Origin of the sequence: Bacteroides finegoldii DSM 17565, from assembly GCF_000156195.1 — a bacterium.
Lineage (GTDB): Bacteria > Bacteroidota > Bacteroidia > Bacteroidales > Bacteroidaceae > Bacteroides > Bacteroides finegoldii.
Genome location: NZ_GG688319.1, coordinates 130216 through 153983 on the forward strand (window position 1 = coordinate 130216; position 23768 = coordinate 153983).

The 23768-nt window shown below is 51.8% G+C and carries 26 protein-coding genes and 1 pseudogene; 4 read left to right on the top strand and 23 right to left on the bottom strand.

What is annotated here, in order from left to right; all coding sequences use genetic code 11:
- Window positions 1–198: 198 nt before the first annotated feature.
- Together BACFIN_RS20535 and BACFIN_RS15175 are read left to right on the top strand one after the other, a co-directional pair.
- Complete coding sequence (locus tag BACFIN_RS20535; RefSeq protein ID WP_232281640.1) at window positions 199–825, top strand: tyrosine-type recombinase/integrase; 627 nt, start codon at window positions 199–201, stop codon at window positions 823–825.
- Entirely contained in the window at window positions 803–1834 is a 1032-nt protein-coding gene (locus tag BACFIN_RS15175; RefSeq protein WP_007750053.1) for a tyrosine-type recombinase/integrase, read from the top strand. Before BACFIN_RS20535 ends, BACFIN_RS15175 begins: the two co-directional genes overlap by 23 nt.
- Before the next feature lie 124 nt (window positions 1835–1958).
- On the opposite strand, the pseudogene BACFIN_RS23955 reads toward BACFIN_RS15175, so the two are convergent.
- From BACFIN_RS23955 to BACFIN_RS15105, 16 genes and pseudogenes are all read right to left on the bottom strand, one after another.
- A pseudogene (locus BACFIN_RS23955) lies at window positions 1959–2039 on the bottom strand (ArdC family protein); the annotation flags it as partial.
- A gap of 5 nt (window positions 2040–2044) precedes the next feature.
- Window positions 2045–2656, bottom strand: a complete 612-nt coding sequence (locus BACFIN_RS15170; RefSeq protein ID WP_007750055.1) for a hypothetical protein — start codon at window positions 2654–2656, stop codon at window positions 2045–2047.
- A 28-nt stretch (window positions 2657–2684) separates the two neighbouring features.
- The gene (locus BACFIN_RS22260; protein WP_232281641.1) at window positions 2685–2882 is read right to left on the bottom strand and encodes a hypothetical protein; all 198 of its coding nucleotides are present in this window, start codon (window positions 2880–2882) and stop codon (window positions 2685–2687) included.
- A gap of 44 nt (window positions 2883–2926) precedes the next feature.
- Window positions 2927–4486 carry a glucosaminidase domain-containing protein gene (locus BACFIN_RS15165; protein ID WP_007750060.1) on the bottom strand — a complete coding sequence of 520 codons (1560 nt, stop codon included), beginning with the start codon at window positions 4484–4486 and terminating at the stop codon, window positions 2927–2929.
- 4 nt (window positions 4487–4490) lie between these two features.
- Complete coding sequence (locus BACFIN_RS15160; protein ID WP_007750062.1) at window positions 4491–6812, bottom strand: MutS N-terminal domain-containing protein; 2322 nt, start codon at window positions 6810–6812, stop codon at window positions 4491–4493.
- A gap of 26 nt (window positions 6813–6838) precedes the next feature.
- Window positions 6839–8635 carry a hypothetical protein gene (locus BACFIN_RS15155; protein WP_007750064.1) on the bottom strand — a complete coding sequence of 599 codons (1797 nt, stop codon included), beginning with the start codon at window positions 8633–8635 and terminating at the stop codon, window positions 6839–6841.
- A gap of 10 nt (window positions 8636–8645) precedes the next feature.
- Complete coding sequence (locus BACFIN_RS15150) at window positions 8646–8930, bottom strand: hypothetical protein (RefSeq protein ID WP_007750065.1); 285 nt, start codon at window positions 8928–8930, stop codon at window positions 8646–8648.
- A gap of 23 nt (window positions 8931–8953) precedes the next feature.
- A complete protein-coding gene (locus tag BACFIN_RS15145; protein WP_007750068.1) occupies window positions 8954–9784 on the bottom strand; it encodes a M23 family metallopeptidase in 831 nt (276 codons plus the stop codon).
- 22 nt (window positions 9785–9806) lie between these two features.
- Window positions 9807–10472 (bottom strand): hypothetical protein, encoded by a 666-nt coding sequence (locus BACFIN_RS15140; RefSeq protein ID WP_007750071.1) that lies wholly within the window; start codon window positions 10470–10472, stop codon window positions 9807–9809.
- Between the two features lie 14 nt (window positions 10473–10486).
- Complete coding sequence (locus BACFIN_RS15135; RefSeq protein WP_032839359.1) at window positions 10487–11170, bottom strand: hypothetical protein; 684 nt, start codon at window positions 11168–11170, stop codon at window positions 10487–10489.
- 12 nt (window positions 11171–11182) lie between these two features.
- On the bottom strand, window positions 11183–11878 hold the full coding sequence (locus BACFIN_RS15130; protein ID WP_007750074.1) for a hypothetical protein: 696 nt from the start codon (window positions 11876–11878) through the stop codon (window positions 11183–11185).
- Window positions 11859–12356: a PH domain-containing protein gene (locus tag BACFIN_RS15125; RefSeq protein WP_007750076.1), complete on the bottom strand. Its 498-nt coding sequence runs from the start codon at window positions 12354–12356 to the stop codon at window positions 11859–11861. The genes BACFIN_RS15130 and BACFIN_RS15125 overlap by 20 nt, the downstream gene beginning before the upstream one ends.
- Window positions 12353–13741 carry a toprim domain-containing protein gene (locus tag BACFIN_RS15120; protein WP_007750078.1) on the bottom strand — a complete coding sequence of 463 codons (1389 nt, stop codon included), beginning with the start codon at window positions 13739–13741 and terminating at the stop codon, window positions 12353–12355. Before BACFIN_RS15120 ends, BACFIN_RS15125 begins: the two co-directional genes overlap by 4 nt.
- A 4-nt stretch (window positions 13742–13745) precedes the next feature.
- Window positions 13746–15317, bottom strand: coding sequence for a hypothetical protein (locus BACFIN_RS15115; RefSeq protein WP_032839319.1), 1572 nt, complete (start codon window positions 15315–15317; stop codon window positions 13746–13748).
- Between the two features lie 22 nt (window positions 15318–15339).
- Window positions 15340–15564 (bottom strand): hypothetical protein, encoded by a 225-nt coding sequence (locus tag BACFIN_RS15110; protein ID WP_007750084.1) that lies wholly within the window; start codon window positions 15562–15564, stop codon window positions 15340–15342.
- A gap of 20 nt (window positions 15565–15584) precedes the next feature.
- Entirely contained in the window at window positions 15585–16343 is a 759-nt protein-coding gene (locus BACFIN_RS15105; protein WP_007750086.1) for a DUF4099 domain-containing protein, read from the bottom strand.
- Window positions 16344–16433: 90 nt separating this feature from the next.
- Here BACFIN_RS15105 and BACFIN_RS23570 point away from each other — a divergent pair, with 90 nt between their 5' ends.
- Together BACFIN_RS23570 and BACFIN_RS15100 are read left to right on the top strand one after the other, a co-directional pair.
- Window positions 16434–16565: a hypothetical protein gene (locus BACFIN_RS23570; protein WP_007750089.1), complete on the top strand. Its 132-nt coding sequence runs from the start codon at window positions 16434–16436 to the stop codon at window positions 16563–16565.
- Window positions 16562–17224, top strand: coding sequence for a M23 family metallopeptidase (locus tag BACFIN_RS15100; RefSeq protein ID WP_007750091.1), 663 nt, complete (start codon window positions 16562–16564; stop codon window positions 17222–17224). Before BACFIN_RS23570 ends, BACFIN_RS15100 begins: the two co-directional genes overlap by 4 nt.
- Window positions 17225–18013: 789 nt before the next feature.
- Here the strand turns inward: BACFIN_RS15100 and BACFIN_RS15095 are convergent.
- From BACFIN_RS15095 to BACFIN_RS22545, 7 genes are all read right to left on the bottom strand, one after another.
- Window positions 18014–18733: a hypothetical protein gene (locus BACFIN_RS15095; protein ID WP_007750094.1), complete on the bottom strand. Its 720-nt coding sequence runs from the start codon at window positions 18731–18733 to the stop codon at window positions 18014–18016.
- 51 nt (window positions 18734–18784) lie between these two features.
- Window positions 18785–19405 carry a hypothetical protein gene (locus tag BACFIN_RS15090; protein ID WP_007750096.1) on the bottom strand — a complete coding sequence of 207 codons (621 nt, stop codon included), beginning with the start codon at window positions 19403–19405 and terminating at the stop codon, window positions 18785–18787.
- Window positions 19406–19409: 4 nt separating this feature from the next.
- Complete coding sequence (locus BACFIN_RS15085) at window positions 19410–20477, bottom strand: zinc ribbon domain-containing protein (RefSeq protein ID WP_007750097.1); 1068 nt, start codon at window positions 20475–20477, stop codon at window positions 19410–19412.
- Window positions 20478–20504: 27 nt separating this feature from the next.
- Window positions 20505–21239, bottom strand: coding sequence for a hypothetical protein (locus BACFIN_RS15080; protein WP_157037687.1), 735 nt, complete (start codon window positions 21237–21239; stop codon window positions 20505–20507).
- Window positions 21240–21261: 22 nt separating this feature from the next.
- A complete protein-coding gene (locus tag BACFIN_RS15075) occupies window positions 21262–22464 on the bottom strand; it encodes an SPFH domain-containing protein (RefSeq protein WP_007750099.1) in 1203 nt (400 codons plus the stop codon).
- Window positions 22465–22527: 63 nt separating this feature from the next.
- Window positions 22528–22995 carry a hypothetical protein gene (locus BACFIN_RS15070; RefSeq protein WP_007750100.1) on the bottom strand — a complete coding sequence of 156 codons (468 nt, stop codon included), beginning with the start codon at window positions 22993–22995 and terminating at the stop codon, window positions 22528–22530.
- Window positions 22996–23595: 600 nt separating this feature from the next.
- The gene (locus tag BACFIN_RS22545) at window positions 23596–23760 is read right to left on the bottom strand and encodes a hypothetical protein (RefSeq protein WP_157037688.1); all 165 of its coding nucleotides are present in this window, start codon (window positions 23758–23760) and stop codon (window positions 23596–23598) included.
- Window positions 23761–23768: the final 8 nt, after the last annotated feature.

The following is a 23768-nucleotide window of genomic DNA, read 5'->3' on the forward strand; positions in this document are numbered from 1 at the left end:
AAGCGATTGTAATGCCTTCCTTTACAGAAAAGGAAATGTCATCACCAGATATTGGCATTCTCAGCACTGCATTCTGAAAAAACTTTTTGAGTGGGCTTTTTCTAGAGGACTCATTCAAAACATACCTATTCCCGTTTTTCTGCCTAAAGCTCCAGAGTATTATCCCGCTTACATATATCGGATGACGAACTGAAGAGACTGTTTGATTGTGCGCTTACATATCGCAAATATAGATCATTTGTTAATGAGCCAATATGTATACGATATATCTTGATGATCACGTATATGCTTGGACTCAGAATAAGTGAGACCTTATCCTTAAAAATAAAGGATATTGATATGGATAATATGTACGTGCATATACATTGTAGTAAGTTCTACAAGTCTCGCTTGGTTACTTTCAACGAACAAGTATCAAAATTGATGCAAGAGATATTACAATGGCGAAGTACTCAAATGTCCCCAATGGTAGAGGATGCATATGTTTTCATTAATCAGAAGGGGAAACCTGTTAATTTTGTATCTTTACATCAGATATTTGCGACCATTCGTAAGAATGCAGGTCTTTATTTCCCTGATAGAGGACGTCATCAGCCTAGAATACATGATCTTCGCCATACTTTTGCGGTCGACGTCCTTACTAACTGGTATAAATCAGGAAAGAACGTACAGGATTTACTGCCGAAGTTGTCTATCTATTTGGGACATCTTAACGTGTCCTTCACTTCCGTCTATCTAACAAAGACGCCAACTTTGTTGCAGGAAGCAAACAAATTGTTTTATGCTTATAAAAACACGAACAATGAAGAACAGAAGAATTACTGAAACAGAATATCTTGGCTATTGGCTAAGACCATTCCTCATAGAGTACTTAATTGTCACTCGAAACCTTAGTCGTAACACTCAGATGAGTTATCGTGATACATTCCGTATGTTGGTATCGTATGTCTCTACATTAATAAGTATTGCAATAGACAATCTCAAAATCTCGGATATTACGACTGACGTTATTACGAAATTTCTTGATTATCTGGAAATTGAGAGAAAAGTTTCCGTATCTTCAAGAAACAATCGTTTAGCTGCAATAAAGGCTTTCGCAAAGTTTCTGGCGTGGAAATCTCCTGAACATATAGATTGGTGTCACCATGTCACTCTTATCCCTTCAAAGAAAACGGAAAAACGCATGATAACCTATATGGACAAATCTGAGATCGAAGCCTTGGCTGATGCACCATTGAAAACATGCAAATATCAAGGGATAAGAAGTCGAGATCATGTCATTATCCTATTCATGTATAATACTGGCGCCCGAGTGTCTGAAGTTATTGGTGTTAAAGTGAAGGATGTTGCGATGCCTTCAAAACGTGGAATGCCAATGGTGACATTACATGGCAAGGGGCGTAAAGAGAGAATATGTCCTTTATGGGAGGATTTCTGGGATTTACTCAAACAATTTATAGACAACAAGTTGCCTGACGATTACCTTTTCCTTAACCGATACAATCAGCCTATGAGCCGATTCTGTATTTATGAAATGATAAAGAAATACTCACAAGATGTAATCTTAAATCATCCCTCTCTTGCTAATAAACGCCCATCTCCTCACGTTATACGCCATACAACCGCCACTCATCTACTTAATTCTGGAGCGGATATTGATATGGTTAGAAATTGGATGGGACATAGCTCGATTGATACAACAAACATCTACGCCGAAATTAGCATGGAAAGGAAATTAGAAGTTCTCAAAAAATGTGAGCAGTCCGTTTCCGATACACCATCACGAAAATGGTCTGAGGATAAGGAGTTAATTACATTCTTAGATAGCCTCTAATTCCTCCAAAGATAGAATTATGTTGTGCAAAATGTCAAAGAACGATTGATTATTAATTGTTTAGACTAATGCCCAACATAATTCTATGTCAGACATAAATGATCTTATGTTGAGGTCAACATAAGATCATCATTTCCGCAAAAAGGTCCAGCGCCTTGTCCTCGCTGCTCGGACCTTCCGGTCTGGGTCTTTTATACGTTGCCATAGCCCTTACTGATTGGGGTTGTCCGATTCCGCCACATGCAGCGAGAGTTCCTCCACCCGGCAGGAAATATCCGTTTTCCCGTTATGTACCGAGACGCTCATTTCGCCCTTGGCATCCACTCTTGCACCCGACTGCAACCATTCTTCCCGTTGCTTGTTAAAGCTGAAGAAACGTACCCACTGGTACTCGAAGCCATCGTCCACTTTCTCCGCGCTGAACGCCGAGAACACCGTATAGGGTTTGTCGTTCTTGTCCTTACGTTCCTCGATGTTTTTGCCCACCTTGCCACGGAACGACATCTCTCCCTTGAGGGAATCTGCCGTGTTTGCCGGAGCCGGGACGATGCGGTCGGCGAAAAGATTGAAATAGAGCTTTTCGCCCCTGCGTTTCAGGTACATGGTACCCGATACTTCGGCCCGCGAGCCGTTGCGGTAGTTTGCGGTTTCTTCCTGGGCGCCGTCCTTGTTGACGCTGATCTCGACCGTTTCATGCCGGCCATCCTTCGTCGGGATTGCGACGCGAAGCGGAAAAGACAGGAACGTTTTCTCTTCCTTGTTCGTGCGCGTCGAAGCGTCGCGGCTGATAATGCCGCACGCCGTAACATTGCATTTTATCATATTCTTTGCCTTTTAAGTGATACATGTACTACCACCGGACAAAGTGAGGTTTATTGAAGTTGAACACGCTGAAGCCGGCCTTTAATCGGGTGCGCGTATCATCGCCCAGACCAGCCATCCGGCAATGAACAGCTGCACGCCCACGATGACGAGCGTCGCTATCCAGCCGAAGAGCAGGTAGCAGAACAGGACATACAAGGTCAGGTAGGAGAGTCCGAACAGACATCTGCAAAGTTGTATCAACACGTATTTTACCATATCCCCATGCCTTTATCGTTTCAGGTTCTCCGTCTGTCCCTGCTGTCTGGACATCCCTTGTTCAAAATTCTGCGAAGCCGCTTCCGAGAGGATAACCGTGTTCAGCATACCGGTCACACGTGTCCGTTTGGCTTCCTCGGAAAGGGTATCGTTGTTCAGCGTGGCCGACAGGCGGCTCAGTTCGGCGGCGGTCAGTTCACGTGCCACCTGGACGCTCCCGTTGTCTGCCCGAAGCGTGGCTTTGCCGTTGTCCCCGATCACGAGGTCGCAGGCTTTCATGCCCGGTAACAGCGGCTTCAGGTCAATCTTCCGGTTATCCATCGCCGCCGATATTGCCGCTTTCTGCTCCTCCTCGTTCTTGCTGTCTATCTGCACCGCCAGCAGCATCAGGGACGTAAAGGCGGTCATCGCCATTTCCACGACGGGGTCGTTACACCCCGACAACCCCACGCCGCTGTCCTCCGAGGAGAGCAGCTTCTTCATCCACGCGTCGGGCGACAGCCTTTTGTCGGCGGCATTCTCTTCCGCTCCCTTATATCGGGCGAGCAGGTCGTTCCCGTTATGCAGCACCTGTTGCTTGATATTGCCCTTTTGGGCGATTTCGGTCAGGTATGCCGCAGGATCTATCTCCCGTCTTGTACCGTCCGCGTAGAGGTTCGTCACGCCGAAATGCAGGTGTTCGCCCGTTGTCTGCGTACCGGTGTTCCCCGAGATGCCGATCCGCTGTCCCGCCCGTACCGTGTCACCGGCCTTTACGCTGACTTCGCCGAGGTGCATGTAGGTACACTGTACCTTGCTGCCGTCCGTCCGGGCATATTCCACCGTCAGGGACTTGCCGCCGGGCGTGTTCTTGTTCAGGTTCACCGCCACCACCTTGCCGCCGTTCTCCGTGGCCAGCACCGCATCGCCGTTGCAACGGATGTCGATGCCCTTGTGCATCTGTTGTTTCGTGCCGTCCGTCGGGTCTTGCCGCATACCGAAAGGCGAGGTCACGAAAAGGAACTCATCGCGCTCCACCGGGAACGAATAGCCGGCCTCCTGCGCTATGTGCCCGGACGTGCGGAGCGGGTTGTCCTCTACACCGAACTTTCTGCCTTGTGCCGCCATCTCCTGCATGACCTGCCGGTCATACTTCTGCAAGCCGTTCTGCTCGATGATACGTTGCAGGTTCCCGGCATACTTGCCGCCCGAAGCATAGCCGGCCTGCGCGATACCCTGCGTCCAACCCTTGTAATCATCCGGGGCGAGCGTGAAACAGCGTGCATAGCGGCTGTTCTCTTTCAGGAAACGCGAGTGGTGCTCGTAGGAATCACCCACGCTGTCATAACTGCAAAACTTCTCGTTCGGCTTGTCGTCGGTATATACCCCGAACCGGCCACCTTCGGCGATCCACGCGGGCGTGGCCTTGATGCCGAAATGGTTGTTCTCGTTCTGTGCCAGACGGCTCTGCCCGTTGGCACTTTCCAGTATGCCTTGTGCCAGTGTAACGGAAGCGGGTATTCCGTACCGGCGCATCTGCTCCATGGCGTATTCCGCATACTGCGCTGCATATTGTTGATTCTTGCCAGCCATATTCTTACCTCCTGAATGTTGGTCGTTGTTCGTTTTCGTTCTGCTCTTCGGTTGCCTGGGCCTGTCTTTCCGTTGTTCCCGTCCGTTCCGGAGCTGCCGGCAGTTCGCAGATGGCGATACGTTCCCCGGCTTTTACAAGTTTAGACAGGTAAGTATCGAGCAGGCTCAATGGAAATTCGGCGGAAGCCGTGAACCCCTTGTCAGGGTTTCCCTCCCGTTTTTCCAGTGGAATCCCCAGTATTTCCGCACCCCTCACGGCATCCTCGTTGTACAGCCGGTAGGCGTCTCTGCCACGGATAAGCTGTAAGGCATCGGGATGCTTCGCCTTGAGTCCGTTCCACGCCTGCCGTTGGGGAGTAACGAATTCCTCCGCTTCCTCTTTCCGGTGGGTTTTCACCGGTTCTTTCCCCTGTTGCCTCGCATCTTCCTTTTCTTGCTTCTCTACGGTGTGCTCTTCCAAAGTCTGTCCTTTACGCAAAATATCGGCGAACAGCGTGGCGGCCAGATGCCGCTTGTATTCCGTCTTGTCTTCTGCCACCATCACCCGCTGCCACTGTTGCGGGGTAACGCTCCGGGGTTTCGTCTTGTTGCCGTCGATGGTCGCGATGCACTGTCTGCCGTCCTGCTTGGTATTGAATACCGAAACACGTTGGATGCGGTTCAGGTCGATCTCCCTCGTCCCGCTGCTGAACAAGTCCACTTTCAAATCAGGCTGCACCTCCGCCAGTGCGTAATACTTGTGCGCCAGTTCCATACGCACCTTTCCGATGTTGTCCATCGCCTGCCTGAGCGTGGAAAAGAACAGGTTCACGTCTTCCTTGTCAGGATAGATACTGTATCCTTTCTTGTTCTCGGGCTTGATGTACAACGCCCAGCGCTTTTTATCGTCCTGAATCATCTCCGCCCGGTCGAAATTCACTTCGTTCGCCCGCCTGACCGCAGGAGACACGTCCAGTGTGGAAAGCATTTCCAGTGACCAGTTCTTCAACCGGGCCAACGACACTTGCTTTTCGGCGAAATAACCGTCATCGGGTCTGTACCCCCACGCACCGTCGGGATTGAAAAAGCGCACGTTCTCGACACCTTCCCTTCGCAAGGCCCTGCCGATACGGGCTTTGTTCATGCCCGGGATTTCATTGTCCACATCCGGTGATGCACCGGCGGGCAGTATCACGTCCGCTGATTTCGTGGAGGGGTCGATGACGATGACAATGGTCTTGTCGTCCTTGTTCGGGTGTTGCCGGATTTCATCGGCCACGGAATAATGCTTGGGCAGTTGTTCCCTCATGTCCGAAGTCCGCCGGCGGTTACGCAGCGTGGCGTATTCGATTTTCTCGCCCCGTTCCGCCTTGTTGATTACTTCAATGGCATTGTTCACGTCGCTTTCGAGCGCGTCCACCATGACGGGGTTCTCCTTCAGCTCCCGGTTCCAGTATTCCACCAGTTTGAGGCTGTCATCGGACAACCGGGCAGGCAGTCCCAGTTCCAGCATCTTGATTCCCGAAGCCACTTCCACGACCAACCGCTCCTGTTTGAGCGCATCTTCCGAGGGAGCTATGCCGTTCTTCATCACCATGCCCTCCCGGGCGAGACGCTGTTGGTGTCCCGTGGCGCTTACGAGTTGCCGCAGGGCCTCCTGCACGTAGTCGTTATAGTGCTCGAAGTCCTTTTGGCGAGGCATATAGACCGCGTCGCGGTCCGTCTCGTAATGGGGCATTCCGCAACCGTCCGAACGTACCGGGACGAGATTGTCCCGCATCTTCAGCAGGAAGTCGTTGAAGCGGGTATGCAACCGCCGCTCGTCGGCTTCGGAGTAACCCCGTTCCACGGCGTTCCCGTCTTTCAGCAGTACCGCATCGTAAGCCTCCTTGTCCACGTAGGGCAAGGTCGTCTGGTCGATGTTGAAGAGCGTGCGGATCTCCCGGTTATGCACGCCCTTGTACTGTTTCTGTACCTCCTCGTCCAGTTTCATGTAAGCGTCCCGGCTGATGATATCCTCCGGGTTGTTGCGGTGGACGTACTTGTTCCAATTATAGAATAGGAAAGGGACTCCCTGCTCGTGCTCCTGGACCGACGTGCCGCGAATCTTGGCGTCGCTGTAAAGGGTGAACAGGTTGGTCTTGCATCCGTGCCTGTCCGAATGCAAGGTCATGAACAAGGCATTAAACGGACTGACGGACACGCCGCGCGGGTAAAATTTCGGATAACCTTTGCCCGTGGCGTTGAGCCAGTGGCCTCCGGCGTTCGATGCCTCACGCAAGGCCGTGGAGAGCAGGTCGATTTGCTTTTTTTCAGCGTTCTTTTCTATCTGTGACTTTTCTTTCATACTCCTGGTGTTTGTCGGTTATGGAATTACTGGATGCCCCGTGTACGCACGATTGTTTCCTGCTGCCCGTTGTCGTAGTTCCGCGAGGTCATTTGGCGCACCCGGTCGTTTTGGGCAAGTATGGCATTGGCCAGCGTGTTCAGCGGCAAGGCCCCGGAACGGTAAGCGTCCGCTACCGTGGGGCTGAGTTGCACGGTGCAGGGTACGCGGTCTATCGTGGCGACAAGCGTACTGCCATGCAGTACCGGGTTCACGATACGCGGGTTGAGCGGTTCGTCCGGATAGCGCTTGTACTGCACATGCCTGCCGTCGGCAGCCATGCCGGGCCGTTCCCGTCCCAAAGCTTCGTGTCCCGCCTTGTTCAGCAGGTTCGCGCCGCCCAAGCCGATAAGCAGCATTTTCAGTAACGGGTTCTTGATGAACATGCCCGCCACGATACTCGCTATCGGCAGCAGGTTGTCTTTCAGGCCCAGCGATTGCGTCTTGCCCGTGAACACACCGAGCAGGATGTCGGGCAACATGGCCAGTATATAGCCGAGGTTGCCCGTCACGTCGCCTATGCCGTCCAGTCCCAGGGAACGGACCAGCCCGTCCCAACCGTTCTCGTTGGTCGGCGTGTCCTGCCTCTCCGGTATCCCTTCCGATGAATACACGGCCTGCCCCCGTACTTCCTTCTCCGCCTTTTCCTCCTTTTCCCTCTTCTCGGTCTCCGTTTCCGCCTGCCCGGTCGCTGTAACCTCACGTCTTGCCATGCCTTGCAGGTAGGCTTCCTCCTGTCCGGGGGCGACGACAAGCGGCACATCCTTGTACCGTTCCGCCCGGGTTCGTTCCTCTTCGCTCTTCTCGTTGTTCCCGTACCACTGCGGCATAACTTCCTTTCCGGTTTTCCACAAGTCCATAAAGTCAAAATCCATAACAGGTATTTTTTTCTGTAACTGCCCGTTGGCCTCGGCCACGAGCGTGTTCTCCCCGGACGGCATTGCGGCAGCTTCGCGGCGGAAGCCGTCGAACACGTTGCTGTCGCTGCCGAACACGCCCTTGCTGATACATTGCTCCACCGAAAGATCCTCCGGCGCTTTGGACGCGAAACGGTCGGCCACAGCCGAGATAGCCACGTCCGCACCGACGAACCGTGCGAACGTCGCCCACGAACCCACGCCGCCCAGCATGAGGGTATCTGCTGAAGCTCCCAATACCTTGGCTGTCCCTTTCTCCAACCTGCTCGGTCGGTAGGCGGCCTCGCCGCGTCTCTCGATTTCCTCGGCCAGGGGCGAACGGTTCAACGTCTGCGACAGCCCCAGCAGGCTTGACTCCGCCGCTTTGCGGATAATGTAGTCTGCTGACGACTTGGGCATCCGTTCCTTGACCAGCTTGTCAATCATCAGTTGCTCCACCCGGTAGCCCACGTAGGCGTAGGCGAGGTCACAGCCCAGTTCCCCGGACAGGGCGTCGTAACGCTCCCTGCCGATTTCCCCGACAACGGTGTCGCGCCACTCGCCGGCCATGTAGGCAAGGTCGTGCTGTACCTCTTCCGACGCAAGAATCCTGTCCTTGCACATCGCGATGTAGTCCTCGGTTGTCTTGGAGTTCCATTCGCCCGTTACCTTGAGTGTCTGGTACGGGTCGGAGAACGGTTGGGCCGATGACGCCATCATGCCGAGGATGCCGCCCAGGGACGTGGAATACTCCTTCATCTCTTCGCCCTGTTTGCGGGTCAGGTAGGCTTGCGTCTCTCTCATGACGGGGGCGAGATGGCTATGGAAATAGTCGCCCATGAGCGCCTCTATCTCCGCGAATCGTTTGCTCTGCTTTATTCCGTCCATATTGTAATATCTATATCATGTTTATCTGTTTCAGGAGTTGTTCTTTCGTCTGCTCGATGGCATTGTGGTACACCTCCATCTGCCGGGGAAAGAACTCTTCGAGCCACGCGTCCTTCTCGATACGGTCGTGAATGAAGCGTATGGCCTGCTCCCGTTCGATCTCCACCGAGGCTTCCCCTTCCTCCCGGTTGTTGAACCATGCCTTCGTCCACCATCGGATTCCGGCACGGTCGGGATAGACGGAGACGATTCTCGGTATGTCGAAGCTCTGGATGTCGATGTCCAGCTCCGCCAACGGGTCGATGAGACCGCCGTGTGTTACTGCTTCGTCATGAAGTTTTTTTTTACGTCGCCGCCCGTCGTGGAGAGGTACACCTCATGCCGCAGGGCAAGGTAGTTCAGGAAATCCGCTATCAGCAGGTTCTGCACCTTGCAGGCCAGCGGCATGGCCTTGCGCCCCAGTCCGAGCGGATTGGCGATGCTCGGCATCTGCTCGTAGAAATACTCCTTCACCGCGCCCATCGTGAAGATATGGCGCAGCGACTGCTCCGTGTGTTCGGGCAGGCGGTACGCCCCATGCTGCAAATCCTCCATGTAGTGCGGCAGGAAGCGCAACATCAGCTCCTCGATTTCCCGCCTGTCTTTCTCGTAATCGGTTGCCGGTCCCGGTTCTGCCCCGTAGAGACCGGACGCCCCGTCCCCGACGGCCTCCTGCAGCGCACGGATATTGCCGTACAGCATGGTCAGGAACTCCAGCGGGTTCAGCTCCTCGCCCTTGAAGCGGACTTCGACGTGCAGCCGCTCACCGCTCAAGGCTACCGTCTGCCCGGCCTTGACACGCTGCCCGAACTGGGCATAGACATTCGACAGGTGTCCGTATATCACTTCGTACTCACCGTAACGTATCGTCTGGCAGATGCCATGCACGGGGTCGTTGCCCACGCCCGATACGATACCGCTGGCCACTGCCGAAAGGATGTGGCACCGCACGTTGAAGTCGATGCCGTGGTGAAAGAATTTCCCGCCCGTTTCCGGGTGCGTCTGCTCGCCGTAGCCGAGCGACATCTCCACGTCTTTTCCCTGCGGCTCCTCGAACGGCATACAGTAGCCGCTGTCGGAATGCAGGATCATTTCTTCTGTATATTTCATTGTTCCGTATTATTTTGTCCGTCTATCTTCTCATTCCGCCGCTCTGGGTCTGCTCCTCCGGGGAGAGCGCCGGTGCCTGTGTCCTCGGCACACTCTCCTGCGGTGCCGTGCGGAGGACGCCCGCGTTGTTGCCGATGAGCAGCATTCCCAGGAATAACCCGGCGATCTTGCCCAGCCAGCCGCGTTGTCCGAACACGAGGAACGCTGCGGCGACCAGTCCCGCAATACTCAACCCCGACACGTTGCCACGGCCAAGGTTGCTGAAGAATCCGCCGAGCATGTCCATCAGGCCGTCCCCGGAGGTCGCCTGCATGAAATTCGACACGCCGTTCAACTGCGAGCCGGCGCCGCTTACCGCACTGCCTATCGCCGAGACGGTCTCCCCGGCCTTCTCCTTCAGTTCCCGGGCGTCATCGACCGTACTTGCAAGGACGTTCGTGGCGGGTTTGCCGACCACGGCCTCGCTGACGATACGTGCGACACTCGCGTCTGTGGTCAGCTTTTTCCAGCCCACATAGCCGAATGCACCGCCGATGGTGGCAGTCTTGACAGCCTGCCCCGCGCCCCGCAAGGTCTGCGAAGGGTGCAGAACCGCATTGCCCATGTTTTTGCCGGCGGTTGCCGTGGCCTGTCCGGCACCCTTCATGGCCTTGCCGCCATATTTCAATATCGTATTCCAAAATCCCATATCGTTTGATTTTTTTAAGGTCTTACATTCTTTCCGTTCTGCCTCCAGCGGCGTTTGGCGGCTTCCACGATGCCTCGTTTGTCGGTAACGGGACGTGCGCCCCCGTCGATTTCACGCCAGATGTCGCCCATCGTGGTGTACTTCACCGCCTTGGTCAGCCGTTGCAGGGTCTTGTTCATCGTCTGGAGTTTCGGACGGATGCCGAAGACGATTTCCATGCGCTCCCGCTCCGTCATTTTATTGCCCGAGAGACAGGCCGTGCGTATGTCGTTCACGATTTCCACGCTGTTCAATATCATTTCCCTGTAAATCCGGTTCCGCCGCGTGGAAAGGGCGACAGCCAGGGCGTTGGTCGTGTTACGGCCCAGCTGTTTGGTAAAGTCGCCCATGTTGTCCGTCAGCCTCGCTATTTCGTGGTAGAAGCCGTAGATCTGTGCCGCGTAGCAGACAATCGAGCGGAACGAGTTCAGGTAGTTGTTGAACTCCCTCTGCAGGTCGGTCGTGGCCTCCACTTCCTCTTTCGTCCATAGATGTCCCGTGGTCTGCATCAGCATGACCTTCTCCTGGTTTTTCAGTTCCTTCTCCGCCTTTTCGGTATAGAGCAGGATCATGCCCGCCAGTACCGGGTCGTTCTGTGCCTGTACCTTCGGGATGCCGGTACACAGCAGCAGGATACATATCCAGATTGTCCGTTTCATAGGCATTCGGTTTTAGCGGACAAGGGCTGCCGACCTGCGCCAGCGGGACATGGCCATACGGGCCGCCTCACCGTTGCTCCGGTCTATCATGCCCGCCGTTATATTGTTCCATACATCGTTGAACGTGTAATAGCGGATGCTCAGGTAGAGCAGGTGCAGCTTCCTGCTGAACGCCGATAGCTTGTCGTTCAGTTCCCACAGGGTTTTGCTCCGTTCCGCGCCCGTGAGCATGTTCTCCGTTCCGCCCTTGGCCACCGCGTCGTTCAGGAGCGTGAACACCGATACCAGTTCCGTGGCCGTTTCGATATAGAGGTTGTTCATGTTCATGCTGGCGACGATGCCCTGCGGGTTGTCCTTGACGGCCTTGCCCAGTTTCCCCAGCGTGAGGAATATCCGGACGCCGTCATTATAAAGGTGGGTACAGGCTTTCAGCGACGAGGCGTAACCGCTCGCCGTCTTGAGGTAGCTGTTGTACTGTTTTTCCCACCGGTGTATGCGGTTGAACTCCGCCGCGATGGTATTTTGCAGCAGGGCTGTCTGCGTCTGACCCTTGATCTGTTTCTCGATTTGGCTGTTTATGACCTCGTTACCCTCGGCCAAAGCCGCCCATTCCAACGGATTGGACGCGGCGATCTGCGCCTTGGCCGGTTGCGGAAGCAGGCCGGCGAGCACGAGGGCCACTCCCAGGCTAATGATTCGTGATTTCATATATTCCCTTTTTTCGTTTGTTGTATTCCACCCGTTCGCGGATGAGCGGTACGATGTCGTTGCCGCGCCTGACCCCGGCAAGGTCGAGGCGTGGCGTGTTCCGGTCCATCGAGAGGATACGGACTGTCTTCAGGCCGCAAAGCTGTTGCAGGAGGCTCTGGTGTTCCTGAAAGTCCACGATACGGTACAGTTCTATATAATCCACCTTGCGGATGAAAACACCGTGCTCGCTGATGAACTGCTCCGGGCCGATACGGTATCGTGTCCGGCGCAGGTAGATGAAGCGGTACAGCAGCACGGGAAGCAGCAGTGATGAAACCGCCGCCGCTATGCCGCCCAGTGGCATGTCTTCGATGCCACCGTACACCAGTCCCGCCATGCACGCCAATATCAAAGGCAGCTCGTCGATAACGAACTGCCCGGCGTGCGGCTGCAAGACGACATTCCGAAAGTGCATGATGGGTTGTGAAGGTATCATCGGCGAAAGCGTGCTTGTCGTTCCTGTTCGGGTTCCTCTTCTCGTTCCTGCCCCTTTTGGGCTGTTTCTTCCATTTTCCGCTCCGCCAGCAGTTGTTCGTTCCAGTCTTTGTAGGGACAGGCAGGCATTTCGCGTATGGTGGAAACGTCATTCTCCTTGTCCAGGCCGAGATACCCCCGCAGTCCTTCGCGGAACGTCTCGTAGCATTTGTTCATCATGCCCACCTGGTCCAAGATGTCTTCCGGGGCGCACAGACCGCTCGAACGCATCGACTCCGCTTCTTCCCATTCGGACTCGAACCGCCCGTAACTGGTCTGCAGATCCTTGGGCAGCAGTTCCACGTCGCCGCTCCCCAGATCCATGCCGTCACGGACAGAATCGAGGTAAGGTTTCCGTTCGGGTGTCTCTTCGATGATGGAACGCTGCACCCGGAACTTTTCTTCCCGCAGCTTCTCACAGAACTCCATTCCTGCCGGATCGGAATCGAAACAGATATGGTGCCGGGCAGGAAGGGTGGCCGAAAGCACGCCCCGCATCTGCGCCACGGTCGGGGAGCCGCCCGTCGAGACAAAGACCGCCTTTCTCAATTCCTTGTTTTTCGCCTGACGCAGTTGGTAATACGCCATCGCGTCATAGGCGCTCTCGAACCAGTAGATATGCTTGGCCTCCGCGAGTGGTGTCTTGGCAGGGCTGGCAATCCACAGCCCCTCGCTCGAATTGCTGCCCTCGGCCTTCCCCTTATAACTGCCGCCCCCGTCCGGACGGGCACGTCCCCGTTCCTCGAGGCCCACCACCGTGCCGTCGCCCTTGGGCAGGGTCAACGGAAATGACAGGTTCGTGTAGGCAGCCCCATCCGGGCGGTGTTTCGTCGCCAGGCAGAAATGGCGGTGGAAAGCGTACTGCGTGTAGAGGTCGATGCCCCGGCTCTTGAAATAGGGATAGAACTTCTTCTGTGTCGCCCGGTCCTGCGGGTTGAATTTATGAATGTCGTAGTCCGCTATGTCGAACGGCCTGACATCCCGCTTGGGTGGGATGATGCGTGTCTCACGGTTCTCGATGGGATGGTTCAGCAGCCGGTTACACACGAGGTTTACCAGCCGGTCGCCGGACATTCCCGTATGGTACTCCGAGAAAAACTGCGGATGCTCCTTGATGAACGAAATAAGGTTGTACACCTTCTGCTGTTGCACGTGGAAGCAGCACTGACCGTTCTGCGTCACGATGAACTTGTCGCCACGGACACGGCACCCGTCACTGCCTATGCGGACATACGAGGGATAGCGCAGGCCGTCACGCTTGTTCAGGTGATAGCCCGCGTCGATAAGCACGTCCTGGATGTTCAGCCTTTGCAGGAAATCGTTGTATGTAAGTTCTCCTTCTCTCATGTCGTTACCTTCCTCTTCTCATGTCGTTAATATCCTGGTTCATTTGTGCCTCGAAGTTGCGTATGGCCACGTCCCTCGGCGTATCGACACCGGGCTTGAAGTACGGGCGCGGAGGTCCGCCGTAGTGCCCGCAGTAAAACTCCGGGGCGTGGTGGTGATGGTGCAGGCCGTGCGCGACGCCTGCCGTGACCACCGCACCGGCGGTAAGGGCGGCGAAAATCTTCACGCCGAGACCGCGCTGCGCCTCCGGTCGGGATTTCATATCCACCTCGTTGAAAATTTTGGAAAACAGCTTCATGCGGTGGTAATCGTCCACCGCAAGGAATTTGTCGTAGTCCTTTTGCGTGATTTCGTGGCTGATGACCTGCCCGTCGATGACGGCTGTCATTCTGTACATTCCCGCCGTTTGCGAGGGCTGCACGCCTATCTCGCTCACTTCGACCTCCCTGCCGTGTTTCTCTTCCCGGTACCATCCCTTGTTCCCGTTGAGCAGTTGGAGGTCGCGCCCGTCCACGGAGGCGACCGCGTTGTTCCGCACCTCCTCTTCGGGAAGAGGCATTTCCAGTGGCGAAAGGATTTCCTGCTCTTGCCGCTGCCGTTCGGCCAGCTCCCGTTGCACTTCGGGGTGCAGGCCGAGGGCGATACGCCGCTCGCTGTTGAGAGCCTCCTCTGTTACTTTGTCGGCAAAATCCGCCCCGACGACCCCGTTCAGGACCGCCAGACGTTGCTCGACGGAATGCTGCTTAAGGGAATTGGACGTCAGTACCGCCATTTCTTCGTCCGTCAGGTCATAGACCATATCGGCAGCCGCCTGCTCGGACTGTACGGTCAGCGTCCGTGCCTCCCGATCGACGATCAGGCCGTGCGAGGCAAGGCATTCCTGCCATTTCTCGTTGGAGAAATAGACCGGCGAGGTTATCAGCTCCTTGTAGGGACGCGCCGGTTCCCCGCTGCGCGGACGGCTGACCAGCGGCGTGATGGCCGCTTGCAGGTTCTGCAACACGTACTGCTGCCCGGCAGGGCGTACCGGTTGTCCGCTCTTGTAGTAGAAACCGTAGCCGCCCGATTGCAGCTCGCCGGGCTTCATGCGCCCGTCGGGGCGTCCGGGGACGATAGGCGCTCCTGGGTAGAAAAGCTGCCCGCCGACACGGCGCAGGTGGAAGCCCCACTGGTGGCGTGGCGTCCAGCCCAGGAACGGGGGAGGCATACCGAACCTCCCCACACGCCCGTATTCGCCGATGCCGATGCGGTAGCCGTGCAGCCCCATGGCGACACGGCCGTTGGCGTTGCGGGCATGGACGAAATTCTTGGGCATGTAAAAATCTTTGCCTACAATGCTCGTCAGCACATTGTAGGCTTTCTTGTTGGCCGTGTTCGTTCCCCAATCCGTCAGGGCCAACATCTGACGTTCGGTAATCGGATAGGACAGCTGCGGTGAGTCGTGTCCCTGCACGAGGAGCCGGTAGTCCGTGCCGTCGCTGACCACATGGGCCTGCATCCCGTTGCGGCGCAACAGGTCGCGCATTTCGGGTTGCAGGTCCATGTGCCGGGGATTGGTATTTGTTCGTATCGCCATAGGATATATGTTTGTCGGTTATCTACGCGTCACCCGCTTCCATTGCCGCTTCCAGTTGTCCGTCCTTGTAGTGGACGAACTCGGCGGCGGAGTCGTTGCCGATCATCAGGTTGTTCTCCTTGCAATAGCGGGTGTACTCATCCTGCCATTCGGGCGAAAAGTGGTTGACGTAATCGAGCCAGCCGTATTCGCCGCGCTCCATCTTCTCGATAAGCACCTCTTCGGGGTAATATCGGCTCTGTGCCATGTGATTCGGATTTTAGGTTCTTACTTGTGGAGTGCCGCCGTGCGGTTACGCTCGGCGCTCTTTTTCTGTTCGTTCCACAGCTCCTCGGTGTATTCCTCTTCGGGAACGTAGTCGAGGTTGCCGTCATCGTCCATCACCCAGCAGCCGTAACAGCCGAACGTGTACTTGTCCCATTCGCGTTTGGTCTGCTCCTTCCATTTCTGCTCGTCGCCCGGACAGAAACGGATGCCGGTCCTGCTCTTCAGGTCGATGCCGACCGTTACCGGATCGCCTTCCACGGCCAATGTCATGGGTTCCCCATGCTGCAGCCCCTTGATTTCCACCGTGCCGAGGTGCAGTTCTTCGGCCAGCACTTGCAGGTTGCGGGCGATGATGGGCGTGGGTACGGACATCACCTGGTTCGTCTCAGGGTCGATCTGCACGAACACCTTGCTGTGCCGCCCGTCTGCCGTTTCCACTTCCGCGACAATCGCCTTGCCCGCGAGCAGCTGTTTCTGCTGCGCTTCGTCGTAGCGTTCCATAGGCGAGGATTTCAGGACTGGATAGAAGACCACATCTGCCGACCCGTTCTCCATGCGGATAAGGGCGAAGCGGGTGCGGCTCTCGACCGTTTCCCCTTCCTCGTCATGTACCCGGACGGGCAGGACCGGAGAATGGCGGCCGTCACAAATTTCGTCCAGAACGTGCATCGGCAAGTCTTCGATCATCTCTTGTGTCAGGCCGAACCGTTCCAGTGTCTGATAAGGCACTTCATTCAATTCAAATTGCGTCTGTTTCATACTCTGATATGTATTATAAATTGTACTCTGCAAATATAGAATGTTTTTATTCGGTCATACAAAATAGTGCTATATTAAATCGTTGCACGAATGAAATTCGATGTTTTAAGTATGATTTTACCGAAATTATCATACTTAAAAGAAGTATTTAAGCATATTTTGGCGAGAAAGGAAGGCATCGCTCTCCAGTCTTGGGAAGAGCTTGTTATATTTGCCGCATGAGAAAGATTTTATGGATGATAATGACGGGCGTTTCGTGTTTTGCGTCGCCCGTCCACGCGCAATTCAACACGGTTATGGCAGTACCGGTTCGCTACAAGGTGGCAACCGCCTCCCTGGAGGAGGGCAAGGCAGGGCTTTTGCCCGGAACAGTTTCCACACGGGACACGCCGACAGGCGGCACGGCAGTGTTGCCGGTCGATGCACGCAAAAAGGAATGGGTGGACCGCTATCTCAGCGTGAGCTATCCGCTACAACGGATAAAGATAAATTCGTCTTACGGCTACCGGAAAGACCCGTTCAGCGGGAAAAGGAAGTTCCACGATGGTATCGACCTGCACGCGCGGGGCGACGAGGTGCTGTCCATGATGGAGGGTGTGGTCGTGAAGGTCGGGCAGGACAAGGCATCCGGCAAGTATGTCACACTGCGGCACGGCAATTACACGGTCAGCTATTGCCACCTCTCGAAGGTACTCGTCGGCAAAGGGGCGGCGGTCCGTCCGCGCGACGTGGTAGGAATTACTGGCTCGACGGGGCGCAGCACGGGCGAACACCTGCACATCACCTGCAAGCTCAATGGAAAAAGTATCGACCCGCTGTCGGTACTGGACTACATCAGATCCATACAGGAGGAATGCGTGTCGGCATTGGCGGCGCTATGATTTTCTCTTTCGGTTAATGGTCTCCGCGTAGAAATCGCTCCACACGTTCAGTCTTACGAGGAATGATTTGGGTTGATAATACGGATGATTCTGGTACGAATGGTCTGGAGACAATCGGGAAATGGGCTTTTGACAGGTACCCAATGGCAGAATTAATCAGTCATTCCACAAAATTTCAATAGTGATGAAGACAAACAGCGAAAAGGATTAAGAATATAATCCCCAATAACAAGAGGGGCTATTAATTATTACTGCAATCATTTTGTTGATTGCTCTATATATTATCCGGACTGACAAAGTATATACTTTTTATTTTGAACCAGAAGAATCAATTTCTCATCCTTTTGATCCAAGGATAGCAGCAACAATTGTTACGATTTTGCAAGAATCCTTTTAAAGTAAAGACGGAACAATGATTCTTGTATACGATAATATTGATGGAAAGAAAACCAAAGGAACAAATTATTTAGTCGGTGACATACTAATTTAAAACCGAAGATGTTCCGAAGTTTGATACTTCGACTGCTACTGAAGAGTATCAATTATATGTTTTTATCTTGTTTAAAAATGGATTTCATATTCATGTTAGTTGCATAAGTTGTATATTACCTTACAGTAATCGCATGGGCTTTGAACCTTGAAATCCTTTTTGCTTTGAAATATAAAGACAAGTCTGGTAAAACGCTACAACAATCATCAATATGATCCGTTGACGGAATTAAGGATCTGTCTCATTTCGTCAACGGATGAAAAAGAAGAATTTTTAAGTAGAGAATTTGTTTGCATGACTTATCGATCGAATGACTTGTAAGTAAACCGGTCACTATATCCGATACCGTTTTCAGTAATGATATATGCGCGGACATAATAAGTTTGTTTTGCATAAGAGTCAGGTACATTCCCATTAAATGGGATAGTCATTGTGAATGCCGTTTTATCATTGTTCTTCCAAAAGGGAGTCTGTGGTTCACGCATCGAGTTGTTGATGTCGGGCATAAAGTCACTTGGGGCATCACTGACAATTACACCGCATAATCCCGTTTCTTTAATTTCTTTTCCTCCAAGATCAATGATGGTTACATGACATTCACCCGGGAATGCTACCCTGATGCAGAATTGTGGATTGCCTCCCGGTGTTGTGAATGATATTGCTTCGCTTTCCAATGTCTTAGAGTAGTCTCTAGCATATCCTTTCACATAGTAAGTAGTGGCTCCTTTCAATTCTGTCAGCGATATGCGGAAATTGCCGTTTGCGTCCGGTTGGGCAGTGACGCGCCTATCGGCATCAGTGGGGTTAGGATTGGTATCGCTCCAATAGATGCCGCAGTCGTTATAGACAGTTGTTTTTCCCGCTTCGCTTTCAGCCTTTGGCGGAGTGCCTGTCACTGTAGCGCTGTTTCGTTGCAGATCCTGGACGAGAATGGTGAAGGAGGGGCTTTTTTCCTCCTCGGAACAAGCGGCGAAGAACAAGAGCAGCCCGCCTATTGCGCAATAAAGATTTCTTTTCATATATTTTACGTTAAGTCGTTGATTTAATTGGGCATATATATCATATTCTTGTTATATTTTTGTAGCATAACCATTGCTGTCTATATGATAGCACTGGCCGTTTTCTGTCCGCACATTACCTCCTCCAAGGTCATCGGTCACCCTTAAGCTTTCGCCGTTTTTCCCTTGTATATAGTCGCCGCTGACACCTTGGCAGAGAGTTCCGTAATCAGGACTTTCTCCAGATTCGTTTTCTCCTCCATCCTGGGATCTGCCGGGAAACAGTTCTTTAACCAGGTCAAACTTGGCCATGCCGAAGAAACAGCAAACCAGATAGATGACAAAAGCGACGAAGAGGAACATGCTTAATTGGAATGCCAGATAGCCCCATGCAGCCGCTATACAGGCATATGCAAATTTTTCCAACCCCCTCTCAAGCATTCGAATATTGGCCAAGGCTTTCCATAATCCCACCAATGAGATAACGCTGACCCCGATAAAAGCTATGGTGTCCTTCGTTTCCGGCTCAACAGAACTCATCTGGACGATAAACATGACGCACATCACCAAAAATGAAGTGATTAATACCGTAAGCATAAGCCTCAGAGTCTCTTTACCAAACAGCAGGCTTTTAAAGTCTTTTTTTTGCGGCGCATTCCACCATTCAGAGATTTTCAATTTCATGTTTTCCATATGGCTATTGTTTTCTTGCTTTTTTAGCGTTTTCTATAATTGCTTTTTTCTTTTCTTTGGCTTTCTCTGTGGCAATCCAACAGATGATAGGAATTATGATGAAAGCCGGGATGGCCAGCCACAAGAGTGTAGTGAACTTTAGCGGACCGAATATCCACAGCAAAGGCGGCCCGATGTAAATAACCATCAGCAGTATGACAGCCCAGTTGGGGAATTCCACTCCTTCCAGTATCTTCTTCCGCTGCTTGTCTTCCGGCAGATGATAGGAAAACCACGAGCCGTTAACCGCGTCGCTCATCAAGTGGTAGTCCTGTCCTTTATAGTTGAACCCGATGATGTAGAAAGGCACATATTCCGTATCGTCCACCTCGTCGAACTCCTCATCAAACTTATATTCGACATTGCAGGCTATGGTTTTGGCGCTTTGGCCGATGTTTGCCGATCGGATATAGAGGTCGTTCATGCTCTCGCGAAATAGGCGGTGCTGGTTGTTGAGGTTGCTCATAGTATCGTCTAGCTCAAAGTCGACGGAAGGCAGATACTCTTCGCAAAACTCATCGCACCACATCGTTTCAGGATCCGTTGCAAAGTTCAGTTCAAATGCCTTTGACGCTTTAATCAAGTCATCCGGCACAAAACCGGAAGAAGTACGGTTGGCAACGGTTCGGAATACGAAATATTCATCTACCGCCCGCCTTTCAAACTTGTCATGCTCATACCAGTTTATGCTGCCTTTGGCTTTTCCCCGAAAAACCCAGGTGGGCAGGAATACGCGCTTTATCTCTTTGAAGTTTATCTCGCGGAAAATATCGTCGGGCAGGAGTGGATCGTTGTCGAATAGGTACTGGCACTTGGCCTCAAATTGCTCCACAGTCAGTTGGGGACGATAGTATTGAAGCTGAAAATTTTCATCATCATCTTCCTCCTCGTCCTTCTTCTTGTCCTGCTTTCCGGTTGATAAGCCGGACAGCAGAAGCTTGTTACCGCACCAGGGGCATACGGCTATATTACCTTCGGTCTTTGCGGTATCTAATGGACCTCCGCAATTAGGACATTTTAAGTTCTCTATCATATAGTCTTTTTTTTAGGTGGTTCGTTATTAAAGATACAGGTTACCGATTACTTCCGCTTCCGCTTGCGCTTCTCCGGCAATCTTTTGTAAAGTCGGGGCAGTGTCTCCGCCGACCTCCAGCACATCTGCCATTTGCGCCAAGCGGGCTTTCCATCGACCGATTTCTTCTGTTAGCGGAGTGTTCCGCTCTACTTTCTTCAAGGCAAATCCGTCTACCATAGTGGAGATGGCTCTGACTGCATCGGCAGCCGATGATTTCAGGCTCTGCTCCGCCGTGGAATCTTGAATCGCGCGAACCAGCCGCGCGGTAGGCATGCGCAAGGTTTGGGCTATGGCTTGCTGATTGGTGTGCAGCGCCTGTTGCCTGCTTTCCGTTTGCTCTTGAATGATTGCGCCTGTATGCACAAAATACATTCTCACCGTACACGCCGCAACCGCTATGCCGAATACAATCCAATACACGGTCTCTATGCTGAAAGGAATGACGATGCAGCATACGGTATGCGCTATGGCCAGCAAGGCAAACCAGCTACCTGCCTGCCGGACTATGCTCCACCGGGCAATGGCCTGCGTTGTCAGTTTGCCGTAGCCTATCATGCCGGCGTAGCCCCCGATGAGAGCCGCTTCCGCCAGCAATAGCGTTATTAGGTCGGCAATCCAATAACCTTGCAAATACATGCTGTCCAGGAGAGCGGCGTAAAGAGCGATGGTCAGACCACCTACCACAAGAGCCATCAGGAGAGTAGATGTTGTTTTATTCATAATCATGTCTATTTGTAGGGTTTCATAAACTATTCGGGATGGGAGGAGGAACTGTGGCGAACAGGGACGACAACTCGGCGATGGACGAAGCCGCCGCCCATGCGGTCATGCCCTCTGTCCATGCAAGCGTTTGGGAGGTTATCGTCTGTTCCGCTATTTTCGCTTGTATAGCTGGAATGTCCAGCGGGCCTGCGCTTTGCCCGTTGATAACAAAGAAAAATCTTTTTGTGGAAGAAGGTACCGGTGGTGGTGTTATCTGTCCAAACTGATTGGCAGCTATGTTTGTACCTGTTATGTTCTGAGCCATCTGTCCTACCATCTGCCCCATTTGTGTGCCCATGCCAAATCCCATACCTATTCCCATAAAATTGCCTGCACCAGAATTGGCAGCGGCTTTTTTCATGATGTCATATTGATTTTCCTTGTCGTAATATTGTCCCATGTTTGCCATCCGATTTTCCAATCCGGCACCTTCAAGACCTTCTTGTGTATATTTCTGATAAGCGGGAGAATTAAATCGCAGGTTAAAAGAAGTCAGCTCAATTCCGTAGACTTGCTTCAATTCTTTGTTGGCATTGTTACGGATGTTTTCATTTAGATTACGACTGGCTCCCATCAGTTGAGTGATGGTAAAAGTGTTTTGTTTAATAAGGTCTTGTACAACTTCTATCATCAACACTTTAATTTGATCAGCAAAGAAATCATTTACATTCCCAGTAGAAGAAAGTTCTGTGGTACCTACCAGCTTATCACAATAAACTTCAGGATTGTACAATTTGAAGCGATATGACCCGAAAGCGGTAATCGGAAAATCCATTTCTCTACCGGTTGCTTTATTCAGAACCGGAAATAAAATTCCATCGTTTGCTGTGATGCCTATATTTATATTGTGCTCACAACTCATGTTAGCAAACCATACTTCAAACGGATAGCTTGTCTCACCTCCTGTTGCCTTGTTGAGCAGACGTTTAAGACCGGGAATGTTAGCTGAATCTACCACAATCTCCCGTCCGGGTCCGATATTGTCAATGCGTTGTCCGCTTGAGTAGAGTAGTGCTCGTTGATTTTGGTGTACTTTAATCACAGCGCCGCGCATGATGTCATTGGCTGGATATTTCCACATCAGTACATCATTGGAGGCATTCATTTGTATGAGTGAGCCTACAATACCCGGCTGTTCATTATGTTGAACCGACTCGTTTTTGTTAATGTTGAAAAGACTCATTGTATTACAATACTCTGCATAAATATTAGAATTGATAATCTGAATTGAACAGACTGTTTTTTACTATCTATTAGGCCCTACTTGATCTATCAGCCATTTACCTTCTTGCAGTTCGAGCAGGACCTTCATATCATACTTCGACGGATTACTGGTATATCTTACTAATTTGTTACTGTTCCCCATGTCTTTCACTTGAGAACGGGTGTAGGTTGTAGCTTGTAGCCGCTCGCGCATTTTTTTTATACCCTTGTCATTTTTCATCTGTTCTTCGATTGCCATGTCTTCGGTTAAACGTTTATTGCATCTTTCCGTTGTGTATGGCAATAATTTTTCTCGTTTATTAGTTCTAAAACATTCTACTGCAAAATCTGCCAGTTCAAGCGGAGTATCTGTTAACGAGACTTCTTTTATCTGTTCTACATTTTCTGTTTCTGAACTTTCTTCTGTTTCAGAAGCTTTTGGTTTTGAAGGACCGCATGCCACAAGTGATATGGCTAAAAGACAATAGCTTAAATACTTTAACTTTCTCATATTGTATATCGGTGTCTTTCCAGTCCCTAAAAAGGCCTTTATATATTAAACACGAAGCGTGGAACTGTAATACTCACATCTTCAATTGGAGGTTTTAGAAAAAACATACAAATAAATGTGTCAATAGCAGTCCACGTTATATCGGGAGAACCACTATGCTGTCATCACTTGTGTATCTGAGAAATTTCTTAGGTTTCCGACTGAATGATTGGCATAACGCTTCTTTCTTAATCTAATATGTCTTGGAAAGAGTTTCCTCGCTCCACGTGCAAAGATATATAAATTAATTATAATAAACAATGCAAAATCAAAATACATTTCAAATCTTTATTTTTTTTGTAAAGAAATGGTGTTTTAATATACGAGGAGGTTATATGCTGATGCCTTGTCTGTTTTTGAATCTCTAATTATACCTGTTCTTTACCACATCACCCACTTCTTTAGGTGTGTAGCGATGTTTTTTACATCAAAACGGCTGTCTGTGTTCTGCAGAACCACACAGCCATTCACCGATCGTTGAGCTTGATAGAGGATAGAGCATGACACTGTTTAATTTACCACCTATGTACCTGAAGAAAGGATTGTCCTCTTCTTCCTGTTCTATTCCCTGCAAATCACATCATAAATCGAACATTCGTTCTGATAGTCTTCCATGACTGGCCTGAATTTCTCCCACCATCTCCAGACTTTCAAGTTATACCCGGCGTCCCATTGCAGGTCTTCTATCTCTCTTTTCCACTGATATCCATGTAGTGACTTTTGCAAACGGGGAC